Origin of the sequence: Citrobacter sp. Cpo221, from assembly GCF_030332345.1 — a bacterium.
Classification (GTDB): Bacteria; Pseudomonadota; Gammaproteobacteria; order Enterobacterales; family Enterobacteriaceae; genus Citrobacter; species Citrobacter portucalensis.
The window spans coordinates 30,399-50,258 of sequence record NZ_JAOWIA010000058.1 but is presented as its reverse complement, the minus strand read 5'-3'; the positions used below and the strand labels follow the sequence as shown (position 1 = coordinate 50,258).

Genomic DNA, 19,860 nt, shown 5'->3' with positions numbered 1-19,860 from the left:
CTGTGCGCCTGATTATCACTTTTCTGATGGCCTGGTGCCTCAGCCTGGGGGCGTACGCTGCGACGGCCCCCGATGCCAAACAACTCACCCAGGAACTGGAGCAAGCAAAGGCGGCAAAACCCGCTCAGCCAGAAACCGTTGAGGCGCTCCAGTCCGCGCTGAATGCCCTTGAGGAGCGTAAAGGCTCTCTCGAGCGCGCCCAGCAATACCAGCAAGTTATTGATAACTTCCCCAAGCTGTCCGCAACGTTACGCGCGCAGCTTAGCAACCTGCGTGATGAACCGCGCAATGTGCCAACCGGACTCACTACCGATGCGTTAAACCAGGAGATCCTCCAGGTTAGCAGCCAACTGCTGGAAAAGAGTCGTCAGGCCCAGCAGGAGCAGGATCGCGCCCGGGAAATCGCCGACTCGTTAAGCCAGCTTCCTCAACAGCAAACCGATGCCCGCCGCCAGCTCAATGAGCTTGAGCGACGCATTGGTACCGCCAACGGCAATTCCGCACAGAATCAGGCGATGCAGGCTGAATCCGCCAAACTTAAAGCCCAGGTCGATGAACTGGAGCTGGCGCAGCTTTCTGCCAATAACCGTCAGGAACTGGCGCGTATGCGCTCCGAACTGGCGGAAAAACAGAGTCAACAACTCGACACTTACCTGCAGGCTTTGCGCAATCAACTCAACAGTCAACGTCAGCGTGAAGCTGAGCGAGCGCTGGAAAGCACCGAACTGCTGGCGGAAAACAGCGCGGGGCTGCCGGAAGGCATTGTCGACCAGTTCAAGGTGAACCGCGAGCTGTCTCAGGCCTTAAACCAGCAAGCACAGCGTATGGACCTGGTCGCTTCGCAGCAGCGTCAGGCCGCCAGCCAAACGCTGCAGGTGCGTCAGGCATTGAATACGCTGCGAGAGCAGTCTCAGTGGCTTGGGGTTTCAAATATGCTGGGAGAAGCGCTGCGAGCGCAGGTATCCCGTCTGCCGGAAATGCCTAAACCTCAGCAGTTGGATACCGAAATGGCGCAGCTTCGCGTACACCGCATGCGCTATGAGGATCTCCTCAACAAACAGCCGCAGCTGCGTCAGATTCATCAGGCCGATGGACAACCGCTGACCGCTGAACAGAGCAGCATCCTCAACGCCCAGCTACGGACCCAGCGTGAGCTGCTGAACTCATTGTTACAGGGTGGCGATACGCTGATCCTTGAGCTGACCAAGCTCAAAGTTTCCAACAGCCAACTGGAAGATGCGCTAAAAGAGGTCAACGAAGCGACGCACCGCTACCTGTTCTGGACGTCAGACGTTAGCCCTATCTCCCTCTCCTGGCCTGTCGACATCGTTCAGGATCTGCGGCGTCTGATTTCATTAGATACGTTTAATCAGTTGGGCCAGGCCAGCATCATGATGCTGACCAGCAAAGAAACGCTGCTACCGCTGTTCGCGGCGTTGGTGCTGGTTGGCTTTAGCCTCTCTTCGCGCAAGCACTTCACCCGTTTCCTTGAACGCTCGTCCGCGCGGGTCGGGAAAGTCACCCAGGACCACTTCTGGCTGACAATACGCACGGTATTCTGGTCAATACTCGTCGCTTCTCCGTTGCCGGTGCTGTGGGCAACGCTCGGTTACGGATTGCAGGAAGCCTGGCCTTATCCGTTGGCTGTCGCGATCGGCGATGGCGTTACCGCCACGGTGCCCATGCTGTGGGCGGTAATGATCTGCGCCACCTTTGCGCGCCCCAATGGTCTGTTCATTGCCCACTTTGGCTGGCCACGGAACCGCGTCGCGAAAGCCATGCACTATTACCTGATGAGCATCGGGCTGATCGTCCCGCTGATCATGGCGGTGATTATGTTTGATAACCTCAATGACCGGGAATTCTCCGCCTCACTGGGTCGTCTGTGCTTTATTCTGATTTGCGGTGCGCTGGCGGTGGTAACCCTGAGCCTGAAACGCGCCGGGATACCGCTGTACCTCGATAAAGAGGGCAACAGCGATAACATGGTCAACAGCATGCTGTGGAATTTGCTGATGGGTGCGCCGCTGATTGCTATTCTCGCCGCAGCGGTGGGCTATCTCGCTACGTCACAAGCCTTGCTGGCGCGTCTGGAAACGTCCGTAGCGATTTGGTTCTTATTGCTGGTGGTGTATCACGTTATCCGCCGTTGGATGCTAATTCAGCGCCGCCGCCTGGCGTTTGACCGCGCCAAGCATCGACGCGCTGAAATGCTGGCGCAGCGCGCGCGAGGTGAAGAAGAACCACCGCATTCCACCAGCCTTGAAGGCGCGATTGACGTTGATGAAAGCGAAGTGGATTTGGATGCTATCAGCGCACAATCGCTGCGCCTGGTGCGTTCTATCCTGATGCTTATCGCCCTGCTCTCGGTCATTGTACTGTGGTCAGAAATTCATTCCGCTTTCGGCTTCCTGGAAAACATCTCGTTGTGGGATGTCACCTCCACGGTTCAGGGCGTGGAAAGCTTAGAACCGATAACGCTGGGCGCAGTGCTTATCGCGATTCTGGTGTTTATCATCACCACCCAGTTAGTACGCAACCTGCCCGCGTTGCTGGAGCTGGCACTACTGCAACATCTTGATTTAACCCCCGGTACCGGTTATGCCATCACCACCATCACCAAGTATCTGCTGATGCTGATTGGCGGTCTGGTTGGCTTCTCGATGATCGGTATTGAATGGTCCAAACTGCAATGGCTGGTGGCGGCTCTCGGTGTTGGTCTGGGCTTTGGTTTGCAGGAGATCTTCGCCAACTTTATTTCCGGCCTGATAATCCTGTTTGAAAAACCAATCCGCATTGGCGACACGGTGACGATTCGCGATCTTACCGGTAGCGTGACGAAGATTAATACCCGTGCCACCACTATCAGCGACTGGGACCGCAAAGAGATCATCGTGCCCAACAAAGCCTTTATCACCGAACAGTTTATCAACTGGTCGTTATCCGATTCCGTTACCCGTGTGGTGTTAACCATCCCGGCACCGTCGGAGGCGAACAGCGAGGAGGTTACGCAGATCCTGCTGACTGCCGCGCAGCGCTGTTCTCTGGTTATCGATAATCCGGCACCTGAAGTCTTTCTGGTTGACCTGCAGCAGGGGATTCAAATCTTCGAACTGCGTATTTATGCCGCAGAGATGGGGCATCGCATGCCGCTGCGCCATGAAATCCACCAACTGATTCTGGCAGGCTTCCGCGAGCACGGTATTGATATGCCGTTCCCTCCGTTCCAGATGCGTCTGGAGAGCCTCGGCGGTAAGCAAACAGGGAGAACATTAAGTTCTGCAGGAAGAGGTAGTCGCCCGGCAGGGAGTTTGTAACGCACAATGCAGGCAAGAAATGCCGGATGGCGACCCGTTGGGTCTAATCCGGCCTACGAAGATGCTACTTTGTAGGCCGGATTAGGCAGGTCGTTTATTCCACCGCCCACTCAGGCTCGTTGATCGTGCGACGGCTGTAGTTCTGATAAATCGCCATCGCCAGCAGTGAGAAGAAGATCGGACCGCCGGTCATCCACAGTGCGCTGTTCCAGTCTCCGGCTTCAATTACCGGCTGGATGATAGTGAACACGTTGGCAAACGTCACCACCAGCACGACCACTCCCGTTGCCAGCAACGTCGCCGCTCGGGTTTTAAATACAACAAACGGCCTTTCCAGACCCGGATGGGATTTAAAGAACGGAAACGCCAGCGCCAGGAACAGATACGGCAGCGTCATCGAGACGTTCGCCATCAGCGTCAGTTTGTTATAGAACGCTGAAGCCGTATCGCCACCAAATGAAACCAACAGGATAAACAGGCTCACCAGCAGGCACTGTAACCACATTGCCGTCGTCGGCATCCCTACGGCATTCAGTTTGGTCATCGGCGCGGGCCACAACGCCTTCGGCGTGCCCTGAATAATCGCTTTCAGCGGTGAGTAACTGAGGGTGAAAAAAGCGCCGGTGTAGGCAAGGAACATGGAAAGCCCGGTAATACGTGCAAACCATACGCCCATCACCATTGCGGCATCAGGGGAAAGATGTAGCGCATTACCCAACGTCATTCCGAGGCTTTTCATCAGGATATAGGTAATATTCCCGAGGTTAACTGAGCTATTACTTAATACCTGTTGCCAGTTAGTGCTAACGCCCCATAAAAAGATGGCCAGTGAATAACCAACAGAAATGACAATAGCGGCAAAAACAATGCCTTTAGCAAAGTTCTTTTCTGGTTTTTCTGTTTTATCAACCAGTCCCCCCACAGCTTCAATTCCGCCGTAAGCAAAAATGGCAAACACAACAAATGACAACATTGCCAGTCCGGACTGATATCCGGGATTAGGCGAGGAGATGAAATTAATATCCTGTGCAAAGTGGCCACCAGTTAATAACAAAATAGCGACACTCACTAACAACAGAACTAAATTAAGACACATTACGGCAATTCCACCTACAGCCGTAATACGCGCAATCTTATTAATACCCCGGGATGCCACGCAGGTCACCAGGATCATCCAACCGACGGCGAGCAACCCGACAACCTGCGTAGGCTCAAGCCCTGCAATACGCCAGTGCTGCGTCATGTCTGCGCCAAACAAGAAGGTTGAAAAAGGTACCCAGACTTTCGCCGCGGTGCTTACCATCCATATCACATAAGAAGAAAACCACATAAACGTGCCGATAAACGCATAACGCGGTCCAACGCTATTATTCATCCACGAATAGATTCCCCCCTCTTCTTTCCGATAGGCAGAACCCATTTCCGCCATCATTAAAGCAAATGGAATAAAGAATAATAATGCAGAAAATATATACCACGGTATTGCACTATACCCCATTAAATAGAACGCGGAGGGGCTATTAGCAAAACCGAAAACTGACGTAAATATCATGAGAATGAGACCTATCAGGCTCATCTTTTTTATTGTTTGGGTCATTAAACCATCCCTTACTCTGGCAAGCGTTTAACAAACGCCGCTCACCGGTTGGCACTGCTCTCTTTGCAGAGTTCAGCGATAAAAAAATCAACACAGAATTGATACCTAAACGATATCAAATATCCAGGTGTAAATTGTGGCTATTAGAGGGGAAATGAAAAAATATGCTACAAAGTGGCGATTAAGCCGCCACTTTGTATTGCAGAAGAGTAAGTTATGCGCGATCGACTGTAAATGCGATTACCTCGGCCAGGCTCTCTGCGCCCAGCGCGAGCATCACCAGACGGTCAACACCCAGCGCCACGCCTGAGCAATCCGGCATGCCCACTTTCAGCGCTTCCAGCAGGTTGGTATCGATAGGTTGCTGCGGCAGGCCACGTGCGGCGCGTTTGCGGTTATCCTGTTCAAATCGCTGCTGCTGTTCGCGCGCGTCGGTCAATTCATGGAAACCATTCGCCAGCTCAATACCTTTGTAATAAACCTCGAAACGTTCAGCCACGCGGTGATCTTCGGTACTGATTTGCGCCAGTGATGCCTGGCTGGCCGGGAAATGATACACAAACGTCGGTTTGTCTTTACCAATATGCGGTTCAACGCCCATCGTAAACAGCAGTTGCAGTAAGGTATCCCGGTCTTCTTCGGTATCAGCGATATTGCTGAGATCCAATTTCGCCGCCGCTTCCCGCAGTTGGGTTTTATCCGCAGACAGCGGGTCAATCTCCAGATGGCGCTGAAAGGCCTGCTGGTAAGAAAGGCTTTCCGCAGGCGAACAGTCCAACACCTGCTGGAGCAAATCATCCACTTCATTCATCAGGCGATACATATCGTAATGCGGACGATACCACTCAAGCATGGTGAATTCAGGGTTGTGATGACGCCCCATCTCTTCATTACGGAAGCTGCGGCATAATTGATACACTGGGCCGCACCCTGCCACCAGCAGGCGCTTCATATGGTATTCAGGGCTGGTCATTAAATAGAGATTCATTCCCTGGGAGTGCCCAGGGCCGACGAAACGCGTTTCGAACGGGAACAGATGGATGTCCGTCACCGTTGCCTGACTCATACAAGGGGTCTCAACCTCAAGCACGCCACGATCGGCAAAAAAGCGGCGAATCTCCGCTATAATTGCTGCACGTTTCAACAGATTGGGGATGGACGCGCTCGGCTGCCAGGTTGCCGTTTCGCTCATGGTTGTTTCTCCGATTTAAGACAAGGGCACGAAGTCTACTCGTATCGCGCTAACGAGACAAATTTCGCGCACCAGTAATCAGCACTGGCAATTGGATAAAAAAAGCGACACAGGGTGGTTTAGTAATTAAATTAATCAAATTCAATGATAATTCCCCCCTCTGATACGCTAAAAAAATCGAACACGTCAAATTTCCCACACATCCCTAAGACTATACTATTGTACCTATAAAGGAGCAGTGGAAACGCGTTCATAACCTGTTTGAAGCCGATGAAGCATCTGATTCAGGCAGGGATGAAATAACAACAATCTGGAGGAATGTCGTGCAAACCTTTCAAGCCGATCTTGCCATTATAGGCGCCGGTGGCGCGGGATTACGTGCTGCAATTGCTGCCGCACAAGCAAATCCCAACGCTAAAATCGCACTGATCTCAAAAGTGTACCCAATGCGCAGCCATACCGTTGCTGCCGAAGGCGGCTCTGCTGCTGTCGCGCAGGATCATGACAGCTTTGACTACCATTTTCACGATACGGTAGCAGGCGGAGACTGGCTGTGTGAGCAGGATGTCGTGGATTACTTTGTCCACCACTGCCCAACTGAAATGACGCAACTGGAACAATGGGGCTGCCCATGGAGCCGTCGTGAAGACGGTAGCGTCAACGTACGTCGCTTCGGCGGCATGAAAATCGAGCGTACCTGGTTTGCCGCGGATAAGACCGGCTTCCACATGCTGCATACGCTGTTCCAAACATCTTTGCAGTTCCCGCAGATTCAGCGCTTTGACGAACACTTCGTTCTGGATATCCTGGTTGACGATGGCCATGCTCGTGGTCTGGTTGCCATGAACATGATGGAAGGCACGCTGGTGCAAATCCGTGCTAACGCTGTCGTGATGGCAACGGGCGGCGCAGGTCGTGTTTACCGTTACAACACCAACGGCGGCATCGTAACCGGCGACGGTATGGGCATGGCGCTGAGCCACGGCGTTCCGCTGCGTGATATGGAATTCGTTCAGTATCACCCAACAGGTCTGCCAGGCTCCGGTATCCTGATGACTGAAGGCTGCCGTGGTGAAGGCGGTATTCTGGTTAACAAAAACGGCTACCGTTATCTGCAAGACTACGGCATGGGTCCGGAAACCCCGCTGGGCGAGCCAAAAAACAAATACATGGAACTCGGTCCGCGCGACAAAGTTTCTCAGGCGTTCTGGCACGAATGGCGCAAAGGCAACACCATTTCCACTCCGCGTGGCGATGTGGTTCACCTCGACCTGCGTCACCTCGGCGAGAAAAAACTGCTCGAACGTTTACCGTTCATCTGCGAACTGGCGAAAGCTTACGTGGGTGTCGATCCGGTTAAAGAGCCGATCCCGGTACGTCCGACCGCGCACTACACCATGGGCGGTATCGAAACCGATCAGCACTGTGAAACCCGCATTAAAGGTCTGTTCGCTGTCGGCGAATGTTCCTCTGTTGGTCTGCATGGCGCTAACCGTCTGGGCTCTAACTCCCTGGCTGAACTGGTGGTCTTCGGTCGTATGGCCGGTGAGCAGGCTGCAGAACGCGCTGCAACGGCTGGCGCTGCAAACAGTGCCGCTCTTGATGCACAGGTTGCTGGCGTTGAAAAACGTCTGAAAGATCTGGTTAACCAGGAAGGTAACGAAAACTGGTCTAAGATCCGTGACGAAATGGGCCTGTCCATGGAAGAAGGTTGCGGTATCTACCGTACGCCGGAACTCATGCAGAAAACCGTTGATAAGCTGGCGGAACTGCAGGAACGCTTCAAGCGCGTACGTATCACTGATACCTCCAGCGTCTTCAACACCGACCTGCTGTATACCATCGAACTGGGTCACGGTCTGAACGTTGCTGAATGTATGGCGCACTCCGCTCTGGCACGTAAAGAATCCCGCGGCGCGCATCAGCGTCTGGATGAAGGCTGCACCGAGCGTGACGATGTGAACTTCCTCAAACACACCCTCGCCTTCCGCGATGCTGACGGCACGACTCGCCTGGAATACAGCGACGTGAAAATCACCACTCTGCCACCGGCTAAACGTGTTTACGGTGGCGAAGCGGAAGCAGCCGATAAGAAGGAGAAGGCGAATGGCTGAGATGAAAAACCTGAAAGTTGAGGTGGTGCGCTATAACCCGGAAACCGATACCGCGCCGCACAGTGCTTTCTACGAAGTTCCTTATGATGAAACCACGTCACTGCTGGATGCGCTGGGCTACATCAAGGATAACCTGGCACCGGACCTGAGCTACCGCTGGTCCTGCCGTATGGCGATCTGCGGCTCCTGCGGCATGATGGTCAACAATGTACCGAAACTGGCGTGCAAAACCTTCCTGCGTGATTACACCAACGGCATGAAGGTTGAAGCGCTGGGCAATTTCCCGATTGAGCGCGATCTGGTCGTCGACATGACGCACTTTATCGAAAGCCTGGAAGCGATCAAACCGTACATTATCGGTAACCCGCGTACACCGGATCAGGGTCCAAACACCCAGACTCCGGCGCAGATGGCGAAGTATCATCAGTTCTCCGGTTGCATCAACTGTGGTCTGTGCTATGCCGCGTGTCCGCAGTTCGGCCTGAACCCTGAGTTCATTGGACCGGCTGCGATTACGCTGGCGCATCGTTACAACGAAGATAGCCGCGACCACGGTAAGAAGGAGCGTATGGCTCAGTTGAACAGCCCGAACGGCGTCTGGACCTGTACTTTCGTGGGCTACTGCTCCGAAGTCTGCCCGAAACACGTCGATCCGGCTGCGGCCATTCAGCAGGGTAAAGTTGAAAGTTCAAAAGACTTTCTTATCGCTACCCTGAAACCACGCTAAGGAGTGCACGATGACGACTAAACGTAAAGCCTATGTGCGGCCAATGACGTCCACCTGGTGGAAAAAGCTGCCATTTTATCGTTTTTACATGCTGCGTGAAGGCACGGCGGTTCCGGCAGTCTGGTTCAGCATTGAACTGATTATCGGCCTGTTTGCACTCAAGCATGGTGCAGAGTCCTGGATGGGCTTTGTCGCCTTTTTGCAAAACCCGGTGGTGGTAATCCTTAACATTATCGCCCTGGCAGCAGCGCTGCTGCATACCAAAACCTGGTTTGAGCTGGCGCCAAAAGCTGCCAACATCATCGTAAAAGACGAAAAAATGGGGCCAGAGCCGATCATCAAAGGTCTCTGGGCAGTTACTGTGGTTGCGACAGTAGTCATACTGTTTGTTGCCCTGTTCTGGTAAGGAGTCCGGAATGATTAATCCAAATCCAAAACGCTCTGACGAACCCGTATTCTGGGGCCTGTTTGGTGCAGGCGGTATGTGGAGCGCAATCATTGCGCCGGTAATGATCCTGCTGGTAGGCATTATGCTGCCGCTGGGCTTTGTTCCTGATGCTTTCAGCTATGAACGCGTACTGGCATTCGCTCAGAGCTTCATCGGACGTGCGTTTCTGTTCCTGATGATCGTTCTGCCGCTGTGGTGTGGTTTACACCGTATGCACCACGCGATGCATGACCTGAAAATCCACGTGCCTGCTGGCAAATGGGTATTCTACGGACTGGCAGCAATCCTGACCGTTGTAACGGCTATTGGTATTCTGACCATCTAAGTACATGCGTTAATAATCAGGCCCGCCATTGGCGGGCCTTTTTATTTGTGCAGCACTCCTGTCAACCAACGGGAAAATTCACGCATCGCGGGTGTCTCCGGACGCGATTGCAAACGCGTTATCCAGTAACTTCCCAAATCAATCTGCGTTAAAAACGGTTGAACGATTCGTTCCCTACTGAGTAAATGCGTGAACATTCTGACTGGCGCAATTGCCACACCGATCCCCGCCTGCGCGGCTTCCAGCATGGTGACGGACGAATCAAACACCACCACGTTGTGCGTCGGTGACGGAGGCGCCTCTCCGGCGGCCTGCATCCAAAGCGTCCATTCATCCCGCCGATACGATCGTAATAACGGAAATTTCAGGATGTCCGCAGGCGTTTGAATCTGCGAAGCCAATGTTGGCGAACACAGTGGAGACATCAGCGCGCTACATAAATATTGCGCGTCGGTATCGTGCCAGGCTCCCCCTCCGTAGCGAATGGTATAATCCAGCCCTTCGGCAGCGGGATCCACGCGGTTATTATGGGTAGAAATATGCAAATCAACATGCGGGTAACTGCGCTTAAAATCGCCCAGTAGAGGAAACAGACACCCAACCGCAAAGGTCCCCACCACGCCAATTTTAAGTTTTTCCTGGGTCTGTTTGGTAGCAAAACGATCCAGCATCCCCGCCATACGATCGAAAGAGTCATTAAGTACAGGTAACAGACTTTCCCCTTCAGTCGTCAACATTAATCCACGAGAACCGCGCACAAAAAGCTGACAATTTAGCTGCTGCTCCAGCGCTTTTACATGCTGACTGATGGCAGAATGCGTCACGTTGAGCTCAATCGCGGCGCGGGTAAAACTGAGATGTCTGGCGGCGGCTTCAAAAGCCCGCAGCGAGTTAAGAGGGATATAGCTACGCGTCATCATCCGGCCTGTTAGAAAAACTTATATCTGCTGCTAAATTTAACCGTTTGTCAACACGGTGCAAATCAAACACACTGATTGCGTCTGACGGGCCCGGACACCTTTTTGCTTTTAATTACGGAACTGATTTCATGATGAAAAAATCGTTATGCTGCGCTCTGCTGCTGACAGCCTCTTTCTCCACATTTGCTGCCGCAAAAACAGAACAACAGATTGCCGATATCGTTAATCGCACCATCACCCCGTTGATGCAGGAGCAGGCTATTCCGGGTATGGCCGTTGCCGTTATCTACCAGGGAAAACCCTATTATTTCACCTGGGGTAAAGCCGATATCGCCAATAACCACCCAGTCACGCAGCAAACGCTGTTTGAGCTAGGATCGGTTAGTAAGACGTTTAACGGCGTGTTGGGCGGCGATGCTATCGCCCGCGGCGAAATTAAGCTCAGCGATCCGGTCACGAAATACTGGCCAGAACTGACAGGCAAACAGTGGCAGGGTATCAGCCTGCTGCACTTAGCCACCTATACGGCAGGCGGCCTACCGCTGCAGATCCCCGATGACGTTACGGATAAAGCCGCATTACTGCATTTTTATCAAAACTGGCAGCCGCAATGGACTCCGGGCGCTAAGCGACTTTACGCTAACTCCAGCATTGGTCTGTTTGGCGCGCTGGCGGTGAAACCCTCAGGAATGAGTTACGAAGAGGCAATGACCAGACGCGTCCTGCAACCATTAAAACTGGCGCATACCTGGATTACGGTTCCGCAGAACGAACAAAAAGATTATGCCTGGGGCTATCGCGAAGGGAAGCCCGTACACGTTTCTCCGGGACAACTTGACGCCGAAGCCTATGGCGTGAAATCCAGCGTTATTGATATGGCCCGCTGGGTTCAGGCCAACATGGATGCCAGCCACGTTCAGGAGAAAACGCTCCAGCAGGGCATTGCGCTCGCGCAGTCTCGCTACTGGCGTATTGGCGATATGTACCAGGGATTAGGCTGGGAGATGCTGAACTGGCCGCTGAAAGCTGATTCGATCATCAACGGCAGCGACAGCAAAGTGGCATTGGCAGCGCTTCCCGCCGTTGAGGTAAACCCGCCCGCCCCCGCAGTGAAAGCCTCATGGGTGCATAAAACGGGCTCCACTGGTGGATTTGGCAGCTACGTAGCCTTCGTTCCAGAAAAAAACCTTGGCATCGTGATGCTGGCAAACAAAAGCTATCCTAACCCTGTCCGTGTCGAGGCGGCCTGGCGCATTCTTGAAAAGCTGCAATAACTGACGATGAGGCCCAGGATATTGGGCCTCCTTTCTTTCTCTTTTTTTCCTGTTGTCATCTACACTTAACAAAAATACAGCAAGGAAAATCCCATGCGCATTTTGCCCGTCGTTGCTGCAGTTACGGCTGCATTCCTGGTTGTCGCGTGCAGCTCCCCGACACCGCCGAAAGGCGTTACCGTGGTAAATAACTTTGATGCCAAACGCTATCTGGGAACCTGGTATGAAATTGCGCGCTTCGACCATCGTTTCGAGCGCGGGTTGGATAAAGTGACCGCAACGTACAGCTTGCGCGACGACGGCGGCATCAACGTTATTAATAAGGGCTATAACCCTGACAGGGAGATGTGGCAGAAAACGGAAGGGAAAGCCTATTTCACCGGCGACCCAAGCAGAGCCGCGCTTAAGGTTTCGTTCTTCGGCCCCTTCTATGGCGGGTATAACGTAATTGCACTCGACCGGGAATATCGTCACGCGCTGGTTTGTGGTCCGGATCGCGACTACCTGTGGATCCTTTCACGGACCCCTACTATTTCAGATGAAATGAAACAGCAAATGTTAGCCATCGCGACCCGGGAAGGGTTTGAGGTGAATAAACTGATTTGGGTGAAACAGCCCGGCGCTTAGTGAGTGCTCAGCTTCAGACCAATAATGCCAGCAACGATCAGCCCAAGGCTCAGCAAACGTGCCGGGCTGGCAGACTCACCCAGCAGCAAAATTCCTGTAATGGCCGCCCCAACAGCGCCAATACCGGTCCAGACCGCATAAGCGGTTCCTACAGGCAACGTGCGCATTGCCCAGGAGAGCATGGCGATACTGACGATCATCGCCGCAATAGTGATAATGCTTGGCGTAAGACGCGTAAAACCGTGGGTGTATTTCAGGCCAATCGCCCAGACGACTTCGAGCAAACCTGCAATTAATAAAACGATCCAGGACATATCAGGCTCCAGAACAATGGGGCCGTCCCCGGTGAAAGAAGCGTTTGCAGGTCGTCCTGCAAAGCTGATGTGTGAAATGGCATTTTTGCCCGGAAGAAAATGAATTTCAACCTTTTTATTCACTGCCTGCTAAAAGCAAGAATTAAGCATAATTAGCGGCGTAGTTCCCGCATTTGGCACTCATCGGAGTTCTCTATGATGAAGGGCTTTCTGAAACCAGAAAGTCGATTGCCCCTCTTCTGAATGCGAAACGTTTATGCTTAAAATTTTAGTGATTGACCGGTGCCACTTTACCCGCACAGGGATAGAGGCCTTGCTTAATCATTCTGGCAGGTTCAGCTCCTCATTTCTGGTATCAGGAATCAATAATCTCCTGTTAGCAAAAGAGCATATTTTGCAATGGAAACCGCATCTGGTGATCGCGGATTTATACAGTTTTATTAGCGAGACGCACTCCAGTCCGCCAATTAAACCTTTTTTTATGAGTTGTGGCGTCATCCCACTAATTTTACTGCAATCAGCAGACAGACAGCATGCCCCCATCGTGCCCTCTCAATCCGTAGCCCATTCGGTCTTGACCAAGCACACCACGCTGAACACACTCTCCCACACAATTCAGGAAGCGCTTCAGGTTCGCCCCGCATTAGAAATAGCCAAAAATGCCACGCCTTTGCTTACGCCGCAGGAGGAGAAAGTATTATCAATGTGGATGGATGGTGTGAGTAACAATGCCATTGCCGCCGCGCTCAGCATTCATGGCAAAACGGTCTACACCTATAAGCGGAATATCCGTATGAAACTGCACCTGGGGAACCGCTTCTCGCCGTTCCTTTCACTCCCAGGGAAGGGTGATTAACGGTACGACACGACGTCGTACCGTTCTTCATTATTGCTGAGCTTTTGTCGCTGCACCAGAAATGGCGCTACCGCCTTCAGAAATATCCTGTCCTACGCCTCGTGTGGTATTACACGCGGTTAAAACGGAAGAAAGTACCAACACAGAAAAGATCGCAGCAATTGTCTTCTTAACCATAACGTCTTCCTTTTCTAGCCAATATTGTTTGTGTATAGCTACTTAATAATAGACAAGATCCGGGAGTGTGATGGATAAACAACCGTTTTTAAGACTATATGACAGGATTAGCTGGCGGCGTGAGAAATTGAATTGCCAAGATGTTTTATGTCTTCACCGAAGCCGCGCGCGGTATTGCATCCCGTCAGGAGGGTGCTGGTGAAAAGGAGTAGCATTACAAGACCGAGAAGACGTTTCATCATTCCTGCCCTGGAAAAAGTATGGCGCAGCAACCTGCGCCATAAGATCAAATGGAAGACTTATTTTACGCGAGAAACGTATTCGCCGGAGCGGGTATCCACTTTGATCACTTCGCCGATCTGTACGAACAGCGGAACTTTAACGACTGCGCCGGTAGACAGGGTAGCCGGTTTGCCGCCAGTACCAGCGGTATCACCTTTCAGACCTGGGTCGGTTTCAACAACTTCCAGCTCAACGAAGTTCGGCGGAGTTACGGAGATCGGCTGACCGTTCCACAGGGTCACGATGCATTCAGCCTGGTCCAGCAGCCATTTGGCGTTATCGCCTACCGCTTTCTCGTCTGCAGCCAACTGTTCGAAAGTGGTGTTATTCATAAAGTGCCAGAACTCACCGTCGCTATACAGGAAGGTCAGGTTCATGTCGGCTACGTCTGCGCCTTCAGCGGAGTCAGTAGACTTGAAGGTTTTCTCTACGCGAGTACCGGTCAGCAGGCGACGCAGCTTAACGCGCGCAAACGCCTGGCCTTTACCTGGTTTAACGAATTCGCTGGCTTCAACCGCATAAGGTTCGCCGTCCAACATGATTTTAAGACCAGCACGAAAATCGTTGCTATAGTACGTTGCCATAAGGCCCTCTGAAAATTGTTAACTGGTAGCTAAGCCACAAAATGGCGCATATTGTAACCCTAAATACCCCATCCAGAGAAGATTGGTTATCGCAACTTGCCGATGTTGTGACCGATCCCGATGAACTTCTGCATCTTTTGAACATAGATGCAGATGAAAAACTGTTGGCCGGACGCGACGCGAGACGGCTTTTCGCCCTGCGCGTGCCGCGTGCGTTTATTGCCCGCATGGAGAAAGGCAACCCGGACGATCCGCTTTTACGTCAGGTGCTGACTGCCCAGGAAGAGTTTGTGGCCGCGCCAGGCTACTCAACCGACCCACTGGAAGAACAGCACAGCGTGGTTCCCGGTCTGCTGCATAAATATCGCAATCGGGCACTGCTGCTGGTTAAAGGCGGTTGCGCGGTAAATTGTCGCTATTGCTTCCGCCGACACTTCCCATACGCCGAAAACCAAGGCAATAAGCGCAACTGGCAGGTCGCCCTCGACTACATTAACGCGCACCCTGAGCTGGATGAAATCATCTTCTCTGGTGGCGATCCGTTAATGGCCAAGGACCACGAACTGGACTGGTTGCTCACGCAACTGGAAGCTATCCCGCACATTAAGCGTCTGCGTATTCACAGCCGTTTGCCAATAGTGATCCCGGCGCGCATTACAGAAGGACTGGTCGAGCGTTTTGCGCACTCCTCCTTGCAGATTCTGCTGGTCAATCACATTAACCATGCCAATGAAATTGATGAGACGTTTCGCCAGGCGATGAGCAGTCTGCGCGCCGCGGGCGTTACGTTACTCAACCAAAGCGTATTGCTGCGTGACGTAAACGATAACGCACAAACCCTGGCTAACCTTAGCAACGCACTGTTTGATGCCAGTGTGATGCCCTATTACCTGCACGTGCTGGATAAAGTGCAGGGTGCCGCACACTTTATGGTCAGCGACGATGAAGCGCGTCGCATTATGCGTGAGCTTCTGACGCTAGTTTCCGGCTATATGGTCCCCAAACTGGCGCGTGAAATTGGTGGAGAGCCAAGTAAAACACCGCTGGATCTGCAGTTACGCCAACAATAGCCATTACTGAGTGTCCGATTCCGGACACTCACCACGATTAATTATTATTTGAATCTCCACAAGTGGAGCCTCGCTTTTAATCTGTGCTATTTTAATTAGCGCAGTTCAATCATTCATTCGTAAACATTATCAATAGTTTCAAATGCAGAATATTAATAAATATATGGTTAAGGAGAACCTTTTATGGCTATAAGTATTAAGGGCATTAATACTGGCATTATTCGCCAAAAGAATGAATTTGTTGCCATGGCATTAAAAATAAAAGAACCAAGAAACAAAGAATCTCTCTTTTTTCTCTCTCCACTTGGACTTAGAGACCTGCTTATCGCGCTGGAGAGCCGGCTGTTCGCCATTTCTCAGCTAAACAAAGACGAGCGTATGCAATATGAAAAGACATGCGATAAAGCCAGCAAAAAAATGCACGAGAATATTCCGTCAATTCAGGAAGATGAACTAAAAAATGCGGATATTAACCGTCGCATAAATTCGCTGATGTTAGTGGATGACAAAGGCGAGAATTTAACATTTTCTCTGACGTTACATGACGGACAAACATGCGAATTACTGGTTAATGAATTACAGATTCAGGTGTTGGCGCATGCAATTATTCACGCAATAAATAATGCTGGCATGAGAGAACTCGCGCTACGAATAACATCGCTGCTGGATTTCCTGCCGCTGTACGATGTTGATTGTCAGCAAAACGACAATCTGGAATACGACTCTTATACACAACCCGAATGGAAACATAACCTGTTTAATCATTATCTGGCGATTATTTACCGCTATAAAGATGATAAAGGAAAAGCCCAGTTCTGTGGTTCGGTAGTGAAAACTCGCGCCCTTTCCGGTAGCAAAGAAGCCGAAGCCATTACTCGCCGCCTTCTCGACTTCAGCCCGCGGCTGAAAAAACTTGCCGGTGTACCGTGCCAGGTGTTTGTCAGAACGTTGACGGGTGATAAGGCGCAAAAGCTCAATCAGGATCAGTGCCTGCGCGCACTGCATCATTTACGCGTTCAGTCTGCGCATAAAACTCAGAATGCCTGATGGCGCTGCGCTTATCAGGCCTACGATTGCATGAGCCTGTCCAGGCCACTTTATTACACAAAATCATTCAATCTGCATCGCGGCGGCAAGCGAAGAAATCCCCAGGAGCATAGATAACTATGTGACTGGGGTTTCATAGCGCAGTCAACAAAGAGGCAGCTTGAAGGATGAAGTGTAATCAGTTAGGGCACTTATAAACCTGACCAATCATCTCACTGGCGGTAGGAACAAAGCTGGACAGCATTCCCTGCGATGGGCTGCTGACGCCATAAATCACGTTACCGCCCATTGCCGCAGCCTGGTTACGCAGATCGTTTGCTGCGCCACGCATTGAGCCGCCCTCTTCGCCGTGCTGGCCTGAAAGCCAGTTGCTTTGCTTACCGGTTGCGGTGCCTATCAATTGGCACTCTGCACCAGGCTTGTCTTCAACAAAACGTACGCTTTGCCCGGCAGAACTCAGTTCGTTGCTGGAGCTACAACCCGCCATCAGTAGCGCGGCACCAACGATCCCTGCTAAATATTTCACGTGCATGTCATTCCCCATAATCAATTAGTTGGACGTTTTGTCCGTAGCTGAATCATATACTAAAAAGATGACCAAAAGAAAAACCCCCGGACATTTCTGCCCGAGGGTTTCTCAATTCTGGGAGATGAGCACCCAAATCATTCTGGTTGCAGGAAGGCGGCCAGTTTGTTAATCCCCAGGAGCTTACTCAAGTAAGTGACTGGGGTTAGCAAACGCAGCCAACGCATCTGCGGCCTGAAGGATGCAGGGTGTGGGCAATGTCGGGTAGCAGCAGCGCATTACTGCGCCGCCGCCCCCTAAGAACCGTACATGCGAGTTTCCCCGCATACGGCTCAAGCCTTAATAAGTTCAACCGACGGGTTGAACCGGCAGAGATGGTTAGCCTTTTGGGGGATATGGGTCATTTCCGTAAGAATTTCTTTCACGAATTTGCCCGTTCTCCCCATGAATAAGAACTTCACTCTTTTGATTTCTCGCAATATCGCGTGCAGCCTCAAAAGCTTCTTGCTGCGTACGATGATGCGACGTATCGCGAGTGTTTTTCTCACCACGTACAGCCCAACCATCATCCCGTTTCACTACATGTTGATTTTTACCCATGCTAAGGCTCCATTCTTTGGTCAGATAACTACCAAATATCCCCAGAGAACAGGCAGGGATACAGGTTGTGACTCCATCCATAACGTACGGCTCAACCTATATGAATTCCCTATCGAAATTGTGGTATTACGTTTCAATTTCAACCCCCTTCTCATCAGTATTTTCAACATGCCATTGGATGTGGCAGCCCGGATGCAGCATTTCCAGATTCTCAAGCTCGTCACCGCCGCCCAGATGCCTCTGGTGCTTATGGTGAACGTGCCAGCCTGTTTCCATCGTAATTAACTGGTTACAGAGCGGGCAGCGTTTCTCCTGCCTGAGCCAGAGCGCCAGCAACTTCTTCCTGCCCTGCATGGTTTCCTTCCAGCGACGCTCAAGGCGTTGCTCAAAGTACGGTTCCCATTCAGACAGATAAGGGTTAGCCTCCGCCTTTATCTTGGTATGTCGTTTAATGACGGTGTCTTTTGCATAGACTAAAGTCACCGGACTCTCCTTATCCTCCCGCCATTGAAACGTCCAGCGACGGTTATTTACCGTATGAAAGTATTTATTTTTCACCCAGCGTTTATTGCGGTTTTTATGCCGCCTGCAACACCAGCGCCAGAGCAGCTTCCAGACACGGTAATCGACATAGCTGAACGTCTCCTTCGCCACCACATGCCGGTGATAGTTCGCCCAACCCCGTAATGCCGGATTGAGCTGGCGTATCAGCCAGTCCTGCGTTTGCGTCGGGTGACGCTTCACAATGTCCCTCACTTTCACCAGAAACGTTCGCAGGTTCTTATGGGAAGGCTTTATCAGCATTTTCCCGCGATACTTGCGCACGTTCTGACCGAGGAAGTCAAAACCCTGCTCAATATGCGTTATCACCGTTTTCTCCGGCGACAGTTGCAACCCCCGTTCCACCATAAAGGCCTCAACGAGAGGTTTAACTTCATTCTCCAGCAACTCTTGCGAGATACCGGTGATGATAAAGTCGTCTGCATAACGCACATAGTTGACCTTGGTCTTGTAGCTGGCTTTGGTATTTTTCACCCCAAATCGGGATTCAAGCACCGCTTCCAGTCCATCAAGCGCCATATTGGCCAGTACCGGCGAGATAATGCCGCCCTGAGGCGTTCCCGCACCGGTTGCATAGTAATGACCAGACTCCATGTAACCTGCCTTCAGCCATTTACCCAGCACCTGCTTATCCATCGGGATATGCGCCAGTAGCCAGTCATGACTGATGTTATCGAAACACCCTTTGATGTCGCCCTCCAGCACCCACTGCGCCGAGTTGCCCCGGCTGAGCACTACAAAGCATTGTTCAATAGCATCCGCCGTTGAACGCATCGGACGAAAACCATAACTGTTGCGGTCGGCTGTTGTTTCCGACACGGGTTCCAGCGCCAGCAGATATAACGCCTGCATGGCTCTGTCTCTCATGGTCGGAATCCCGAGCGGACGCAACTTGCCGTTCGACTTCGGGATATACACCCGCCGCAGCGGTTTAGGGTGATATCCGGTTCTCTTCATATCGAAGATAGCCTCCCATTTGGTTTTCGGGGTATTCCATAACTTTCCATCCACTCCGGGGGTATCCCTGCCCCGGTTTTCCGTGACTCGCCTGACCGCTAATGCCTTAGCCGCCAGCGAACGGGTCAGCATTCGCTGCAGCGCTTTTACCCGCCGCCACTCCTGCTGTTGCGCCGCCTTCGCAATGCGTACCTGTAGCTTTCTCACCGCTTCTGAGGTTTTGCGCCAGTTAATGGCGTGCCACCTTTCCGGGCGGGAAGATGCAGATACCGCCTGCGATTCAACTCGCGTTCCGGTATTCACCTTGCTATCCTCCTGAATGCTCGTGCAGAGCACCCTGAGGAC

The 19,860-nt window shown here is 51.9% G+C and carries 20 protein-coding genes; 10 read left to right on the top strand and 10 right to left on the bottom strand.

The window, feature by feature from the left end:
• Nucleotides 1-2 precede the first annotated feature (2 nt).
• Nucleotides 3-3,317, top strand: coding sequence for a miniconductance mechanosensitive channel MscM (gene mscM, locus OGY72_RS17885; RefSeq protein WP_003830513.1), 3,315 nt, complete (start codon nucleotides 3-5; stop codon nucleotides 3,315-3,317).
• 94 nt (nucleotides 3,318-3,411) lie between these two features.
• Here mscM and yjeM read toward each other — a convergent pair whose 3' ends face one another.
• Nucleotides 3,412-4,914 (bottom strand): glutamate/gamma-aminobutyrate family transporter YjeM, encoded by a 1,503-nt coding sequence (gene yjeM / locus OGY72_RS17880; protein ID WP_063941663.1) that lies wholly within the window; start codon nucleotides 4,912-4,914, stop codon nucleotides 3,412-3,414.
• Nucleotides 4,915-5,128: 214 nt separating this feature from the next.
• Entirely contained in the window at nucleotides 5,129-6,106 is a 978-nt protein-coding gene (gene epmA / locus OGY72_RS17875) for an elongation factor P--(R)-beta-lysine ligase (protein ID WP_079939036.1), read from the bottom strand.
• 323 nt (nucleotides 6,107-6,429) lie between these two features.
• Between epmA and frdA the strand changes: the two genes are divergently transcribed.
• The 4 genes from frdA to frdD are packed head-to-tail and all read left to right on the top strand — an operon-like array spanning nucleotide 6,430 to nucleotide 9,720.
• A complete protein-coding gene (gene frdA / locus OGY72_RS17870; RefSeq protein WP_003830519.1) occupies nucleotides 6,430-8,220 on the top strand; it encodes a fumarate reductase (quinol) flavoprotein subunit in 1,791 nt (596 codons plus the stop codon).
• On the top strand, nucleotides 8,213-8,947 hold the full coding sequence (frdB, locus tag OGY72_RS17865) for a fumarate reductase iron-sulfur protein (protein WP_003025540.1): 735 nt from the start codon (nucleotides 8,213-8,215) through the stop codon (nucleotides 8,945-8,947). The genes frdA and frdB overlap by 8 nt, the downstream gene beginning before the upstream one ends.
• A 10-nt stretch (nucleotides 8,948-8,957) precedes the next feature.
• Entirely contained in the window at nucleotides 8,958-9,353 is a 396-nt protein-coding gene (gene frdC, locus OGY72_RS17860; protein ID WP_003025537.1) for a fumarate reductase subunit FrdC, read from the top strand.
• Between the two features lie 10 nt (nucleotides 9,354-9,363).
• Nucleotides 9,364-9,720 carry a fumarate reductase subunit FrdD gene (gene frdD, locus OGY72_RS17855; RefSeq protein ID WP_003025535.1) on the top strand — a complete coding sequence of 119 codons (357 nt, stop codon included), beginning with the start codon at nucleotides 9,364-9,366 and terminating at the stop codon, nucleotides 9,718-9,720.
• A gap of 41 nt (nucleotides 9,721-9,761) precedes the next feature.
• Here frdD and ampR read toward each other — a convergent pair whose 3' ends face one another.
• Entirely contained in the window at nucleotides 9,762-10,637 is an 876-nt protein-coding gene (ampR, locus tag OGY72_RS17850; protein WP_126319885.1) for a LysR family transcriptional regulator AmpR, read from the bottom strand.
• A 131-nt stretch (nucleotides 10,638-10,768) separates the two neighbouring features.
• On the opposite strand from ampR, the gene OGY72_RS17845 reads away from it, so the two are divergent.
• Complete coding sequence (locus tag OGY72_RS17845) at nucleotides 10,769-11,914, top strand: class C beta-lactamase CMY-34 (protein WP_063859836.1); 1,146 nt, start codon at nucleotides 10,769-10,771, stop codon at nucleotides 11,912-11,914.
• Nucleotides 11,915-12,007: 93 nt separating this feature from the next.
• Nucleotides 12,008-12,541 (top strand): lipocalin family protein, encoded by a 534-nt coding sequence (locus tag OGY72_RS17840; RefSeq protein WP_001221666.1) that lies wholly within the window; start codon nucleotides 12,008-12,010, stop codon nucleotides 12,539-12,541.
• On the opposite strand, the gene sugE is transcribed toward OGY72_RS17840, so the two are convergent.
• Nucleotides 12,538-12,855 carry a quaternary ammonium compound efflux SMR transporter SugE gene (gene sugE / locus OGY72_RS17835; RefSeq protein ID WP_000118520.1) on the bottom strand — a complete coding sequence of 106 codons (318 nt, stop codon included), beginning with the start codon at nucleotides 12,853-12,855 and terminating at the stop codon, nucleotides 12,538-12,540. The two genes, OGY72_RS17840 and sugE, sit on opposite strands and share 4 nt — an antisense overlap.
• A gap of 256 nt (nucleotides 12,856-13,111) precedes the next feature.
• Between sugE and OGY72_RS17830 the strand changes: the two genes are divergently transcribed.
• Entirely contained in the window at nucleotides 13,112-13,711 is a 600-nt protein-coding gene (locus OGY72_RS17830) for a LuxR C-terminal-related transcriptional regulator (protein WP_003830562.1), read from the top strand.
• Nucleotides 13,712-13,741: 30 nt separating this feature from the next.
• Here OGY72_RS17830 and ecnB read toward each other — a convergent pair whose 3' ends face one another.
• From ecnB to efp, 3 genes are all read right to left on the bottom strand, one after another.
• Nucleotides 13,742-13,888 carry a lipoprotein toxin entericidin B gene (gene ecnB, locus OGY72_RS17825; protein WP_003025482.1) on the bottom strand — a complete coding sequence of 49 codons (147 nt, stop codon included), beginning with the start codon at nucleotides 13,886-13,888 and terminating at the stop codon, nucleotides 13,742-13,744.
• 107 nt (nucleotides 13,889-13,995) lie between these two features.
• A complete protein-coding gene (gene ecnA, locus OGY72_RS17820) occupies nucleotides 13,996-14,130 on the bottom strand; it encodes a lipoprotein antitoxin entericidin A (protein WP_003830568.1) in 135 nt (44 codons plus the stop codon).
• A 57-nt stretch (nucleotides 14,131-14,187) separates the two neighbouring features.
• On the bottom strand, nucleotides 14,188-14,754 hold the full coding sequence (gene efp, locus OGY72_RS17815) for an elongation factor P (protein WP_003025478.1): 567 nt from the start codon (nucleotides 14,752-14,754) through the stop codon (nucleotides 14,188-14,190).
• Nucleotides 14,755-14,795: 41 nt separating this feature from the next.
• Here efp and epmB point away from each other — a divergent pair, with 41 nt between their 5' ends.
• Together epmB and yjeJ are read left to right on the top strand one after the other, a co-directional pair.
• Nucleotides 14,796-15,824 carry an EF-P beta-lysylation protein EpmB gene (gene epmB, locus OGY72_RS17810; RefSeq protein WP_063941665.1) on the top strand — a complete coding sequence of 343 codons (1,029 nt, stop codon included), beginning with the start codon at nucleotides 14,796-14,798 and terminating at the stop codon, nucleotides 15,822-15,824.
• Nucleotides 15,825-16,007: 183 nt separating this feature from the next.
• Entirely contained in the window at nucleotides 16,008-16,871 is an 864-nt protein-coding gene (yjeJ, locus tag OGY72_RS17805) for a YjeJ family protein (RefSeq protein WP_149282147.1), read from the top strand.
• Nucleotides 16,872-17,049: 178 nt separating this feature from the next.
• Here yjeJ and OGY72_RS17800 read toward each other — a convergent pair whose 3' ends face one another.
• From OGY72_RS17800 to ltrA, 3 genes are all read right to left on the bottom strand, one after another.
• A complete protein-coding gene (locus tag OGY72_RS17800) occupies nucleotides 17,050-17,403 on the bottom strand; it encodes a DUF4156 domain-containing protein (protein WP_003025468.1) in 354 nt (117 codons plus the stop codon).
• A 372-nt stretch (nucleotides 17,404-17,775) separates the two neighbouring features.
• Complete coding sequence (locus tag OGY72_RS17795; RefSeq protein ID WP_213786488.1) at nucleotides 17,776-17,997, bottom strand: DUF2188 domain-containing protein; 222 nt, start codon at nucleotides 17,995-17,997, stop codon at nucleotides 17,776-17,778.
• Nucleotides 17,998-18,123: 126 nt separating this feature from the next.
• Complete coding sequence (ltrA, locus tag OGY72_RS17790; protein ID WP_286548587.1) at nucleotides 18,124-19,818, bottom strand: group II intron reverse transcriptase/maturase; 1,695 nt, start codon at nucleotides 19,816-19,818, stop codon at nucleotides 18,124-18,126.
• Nucleotides 19,819-19,860: the final 42 nt, after the last annotated feature.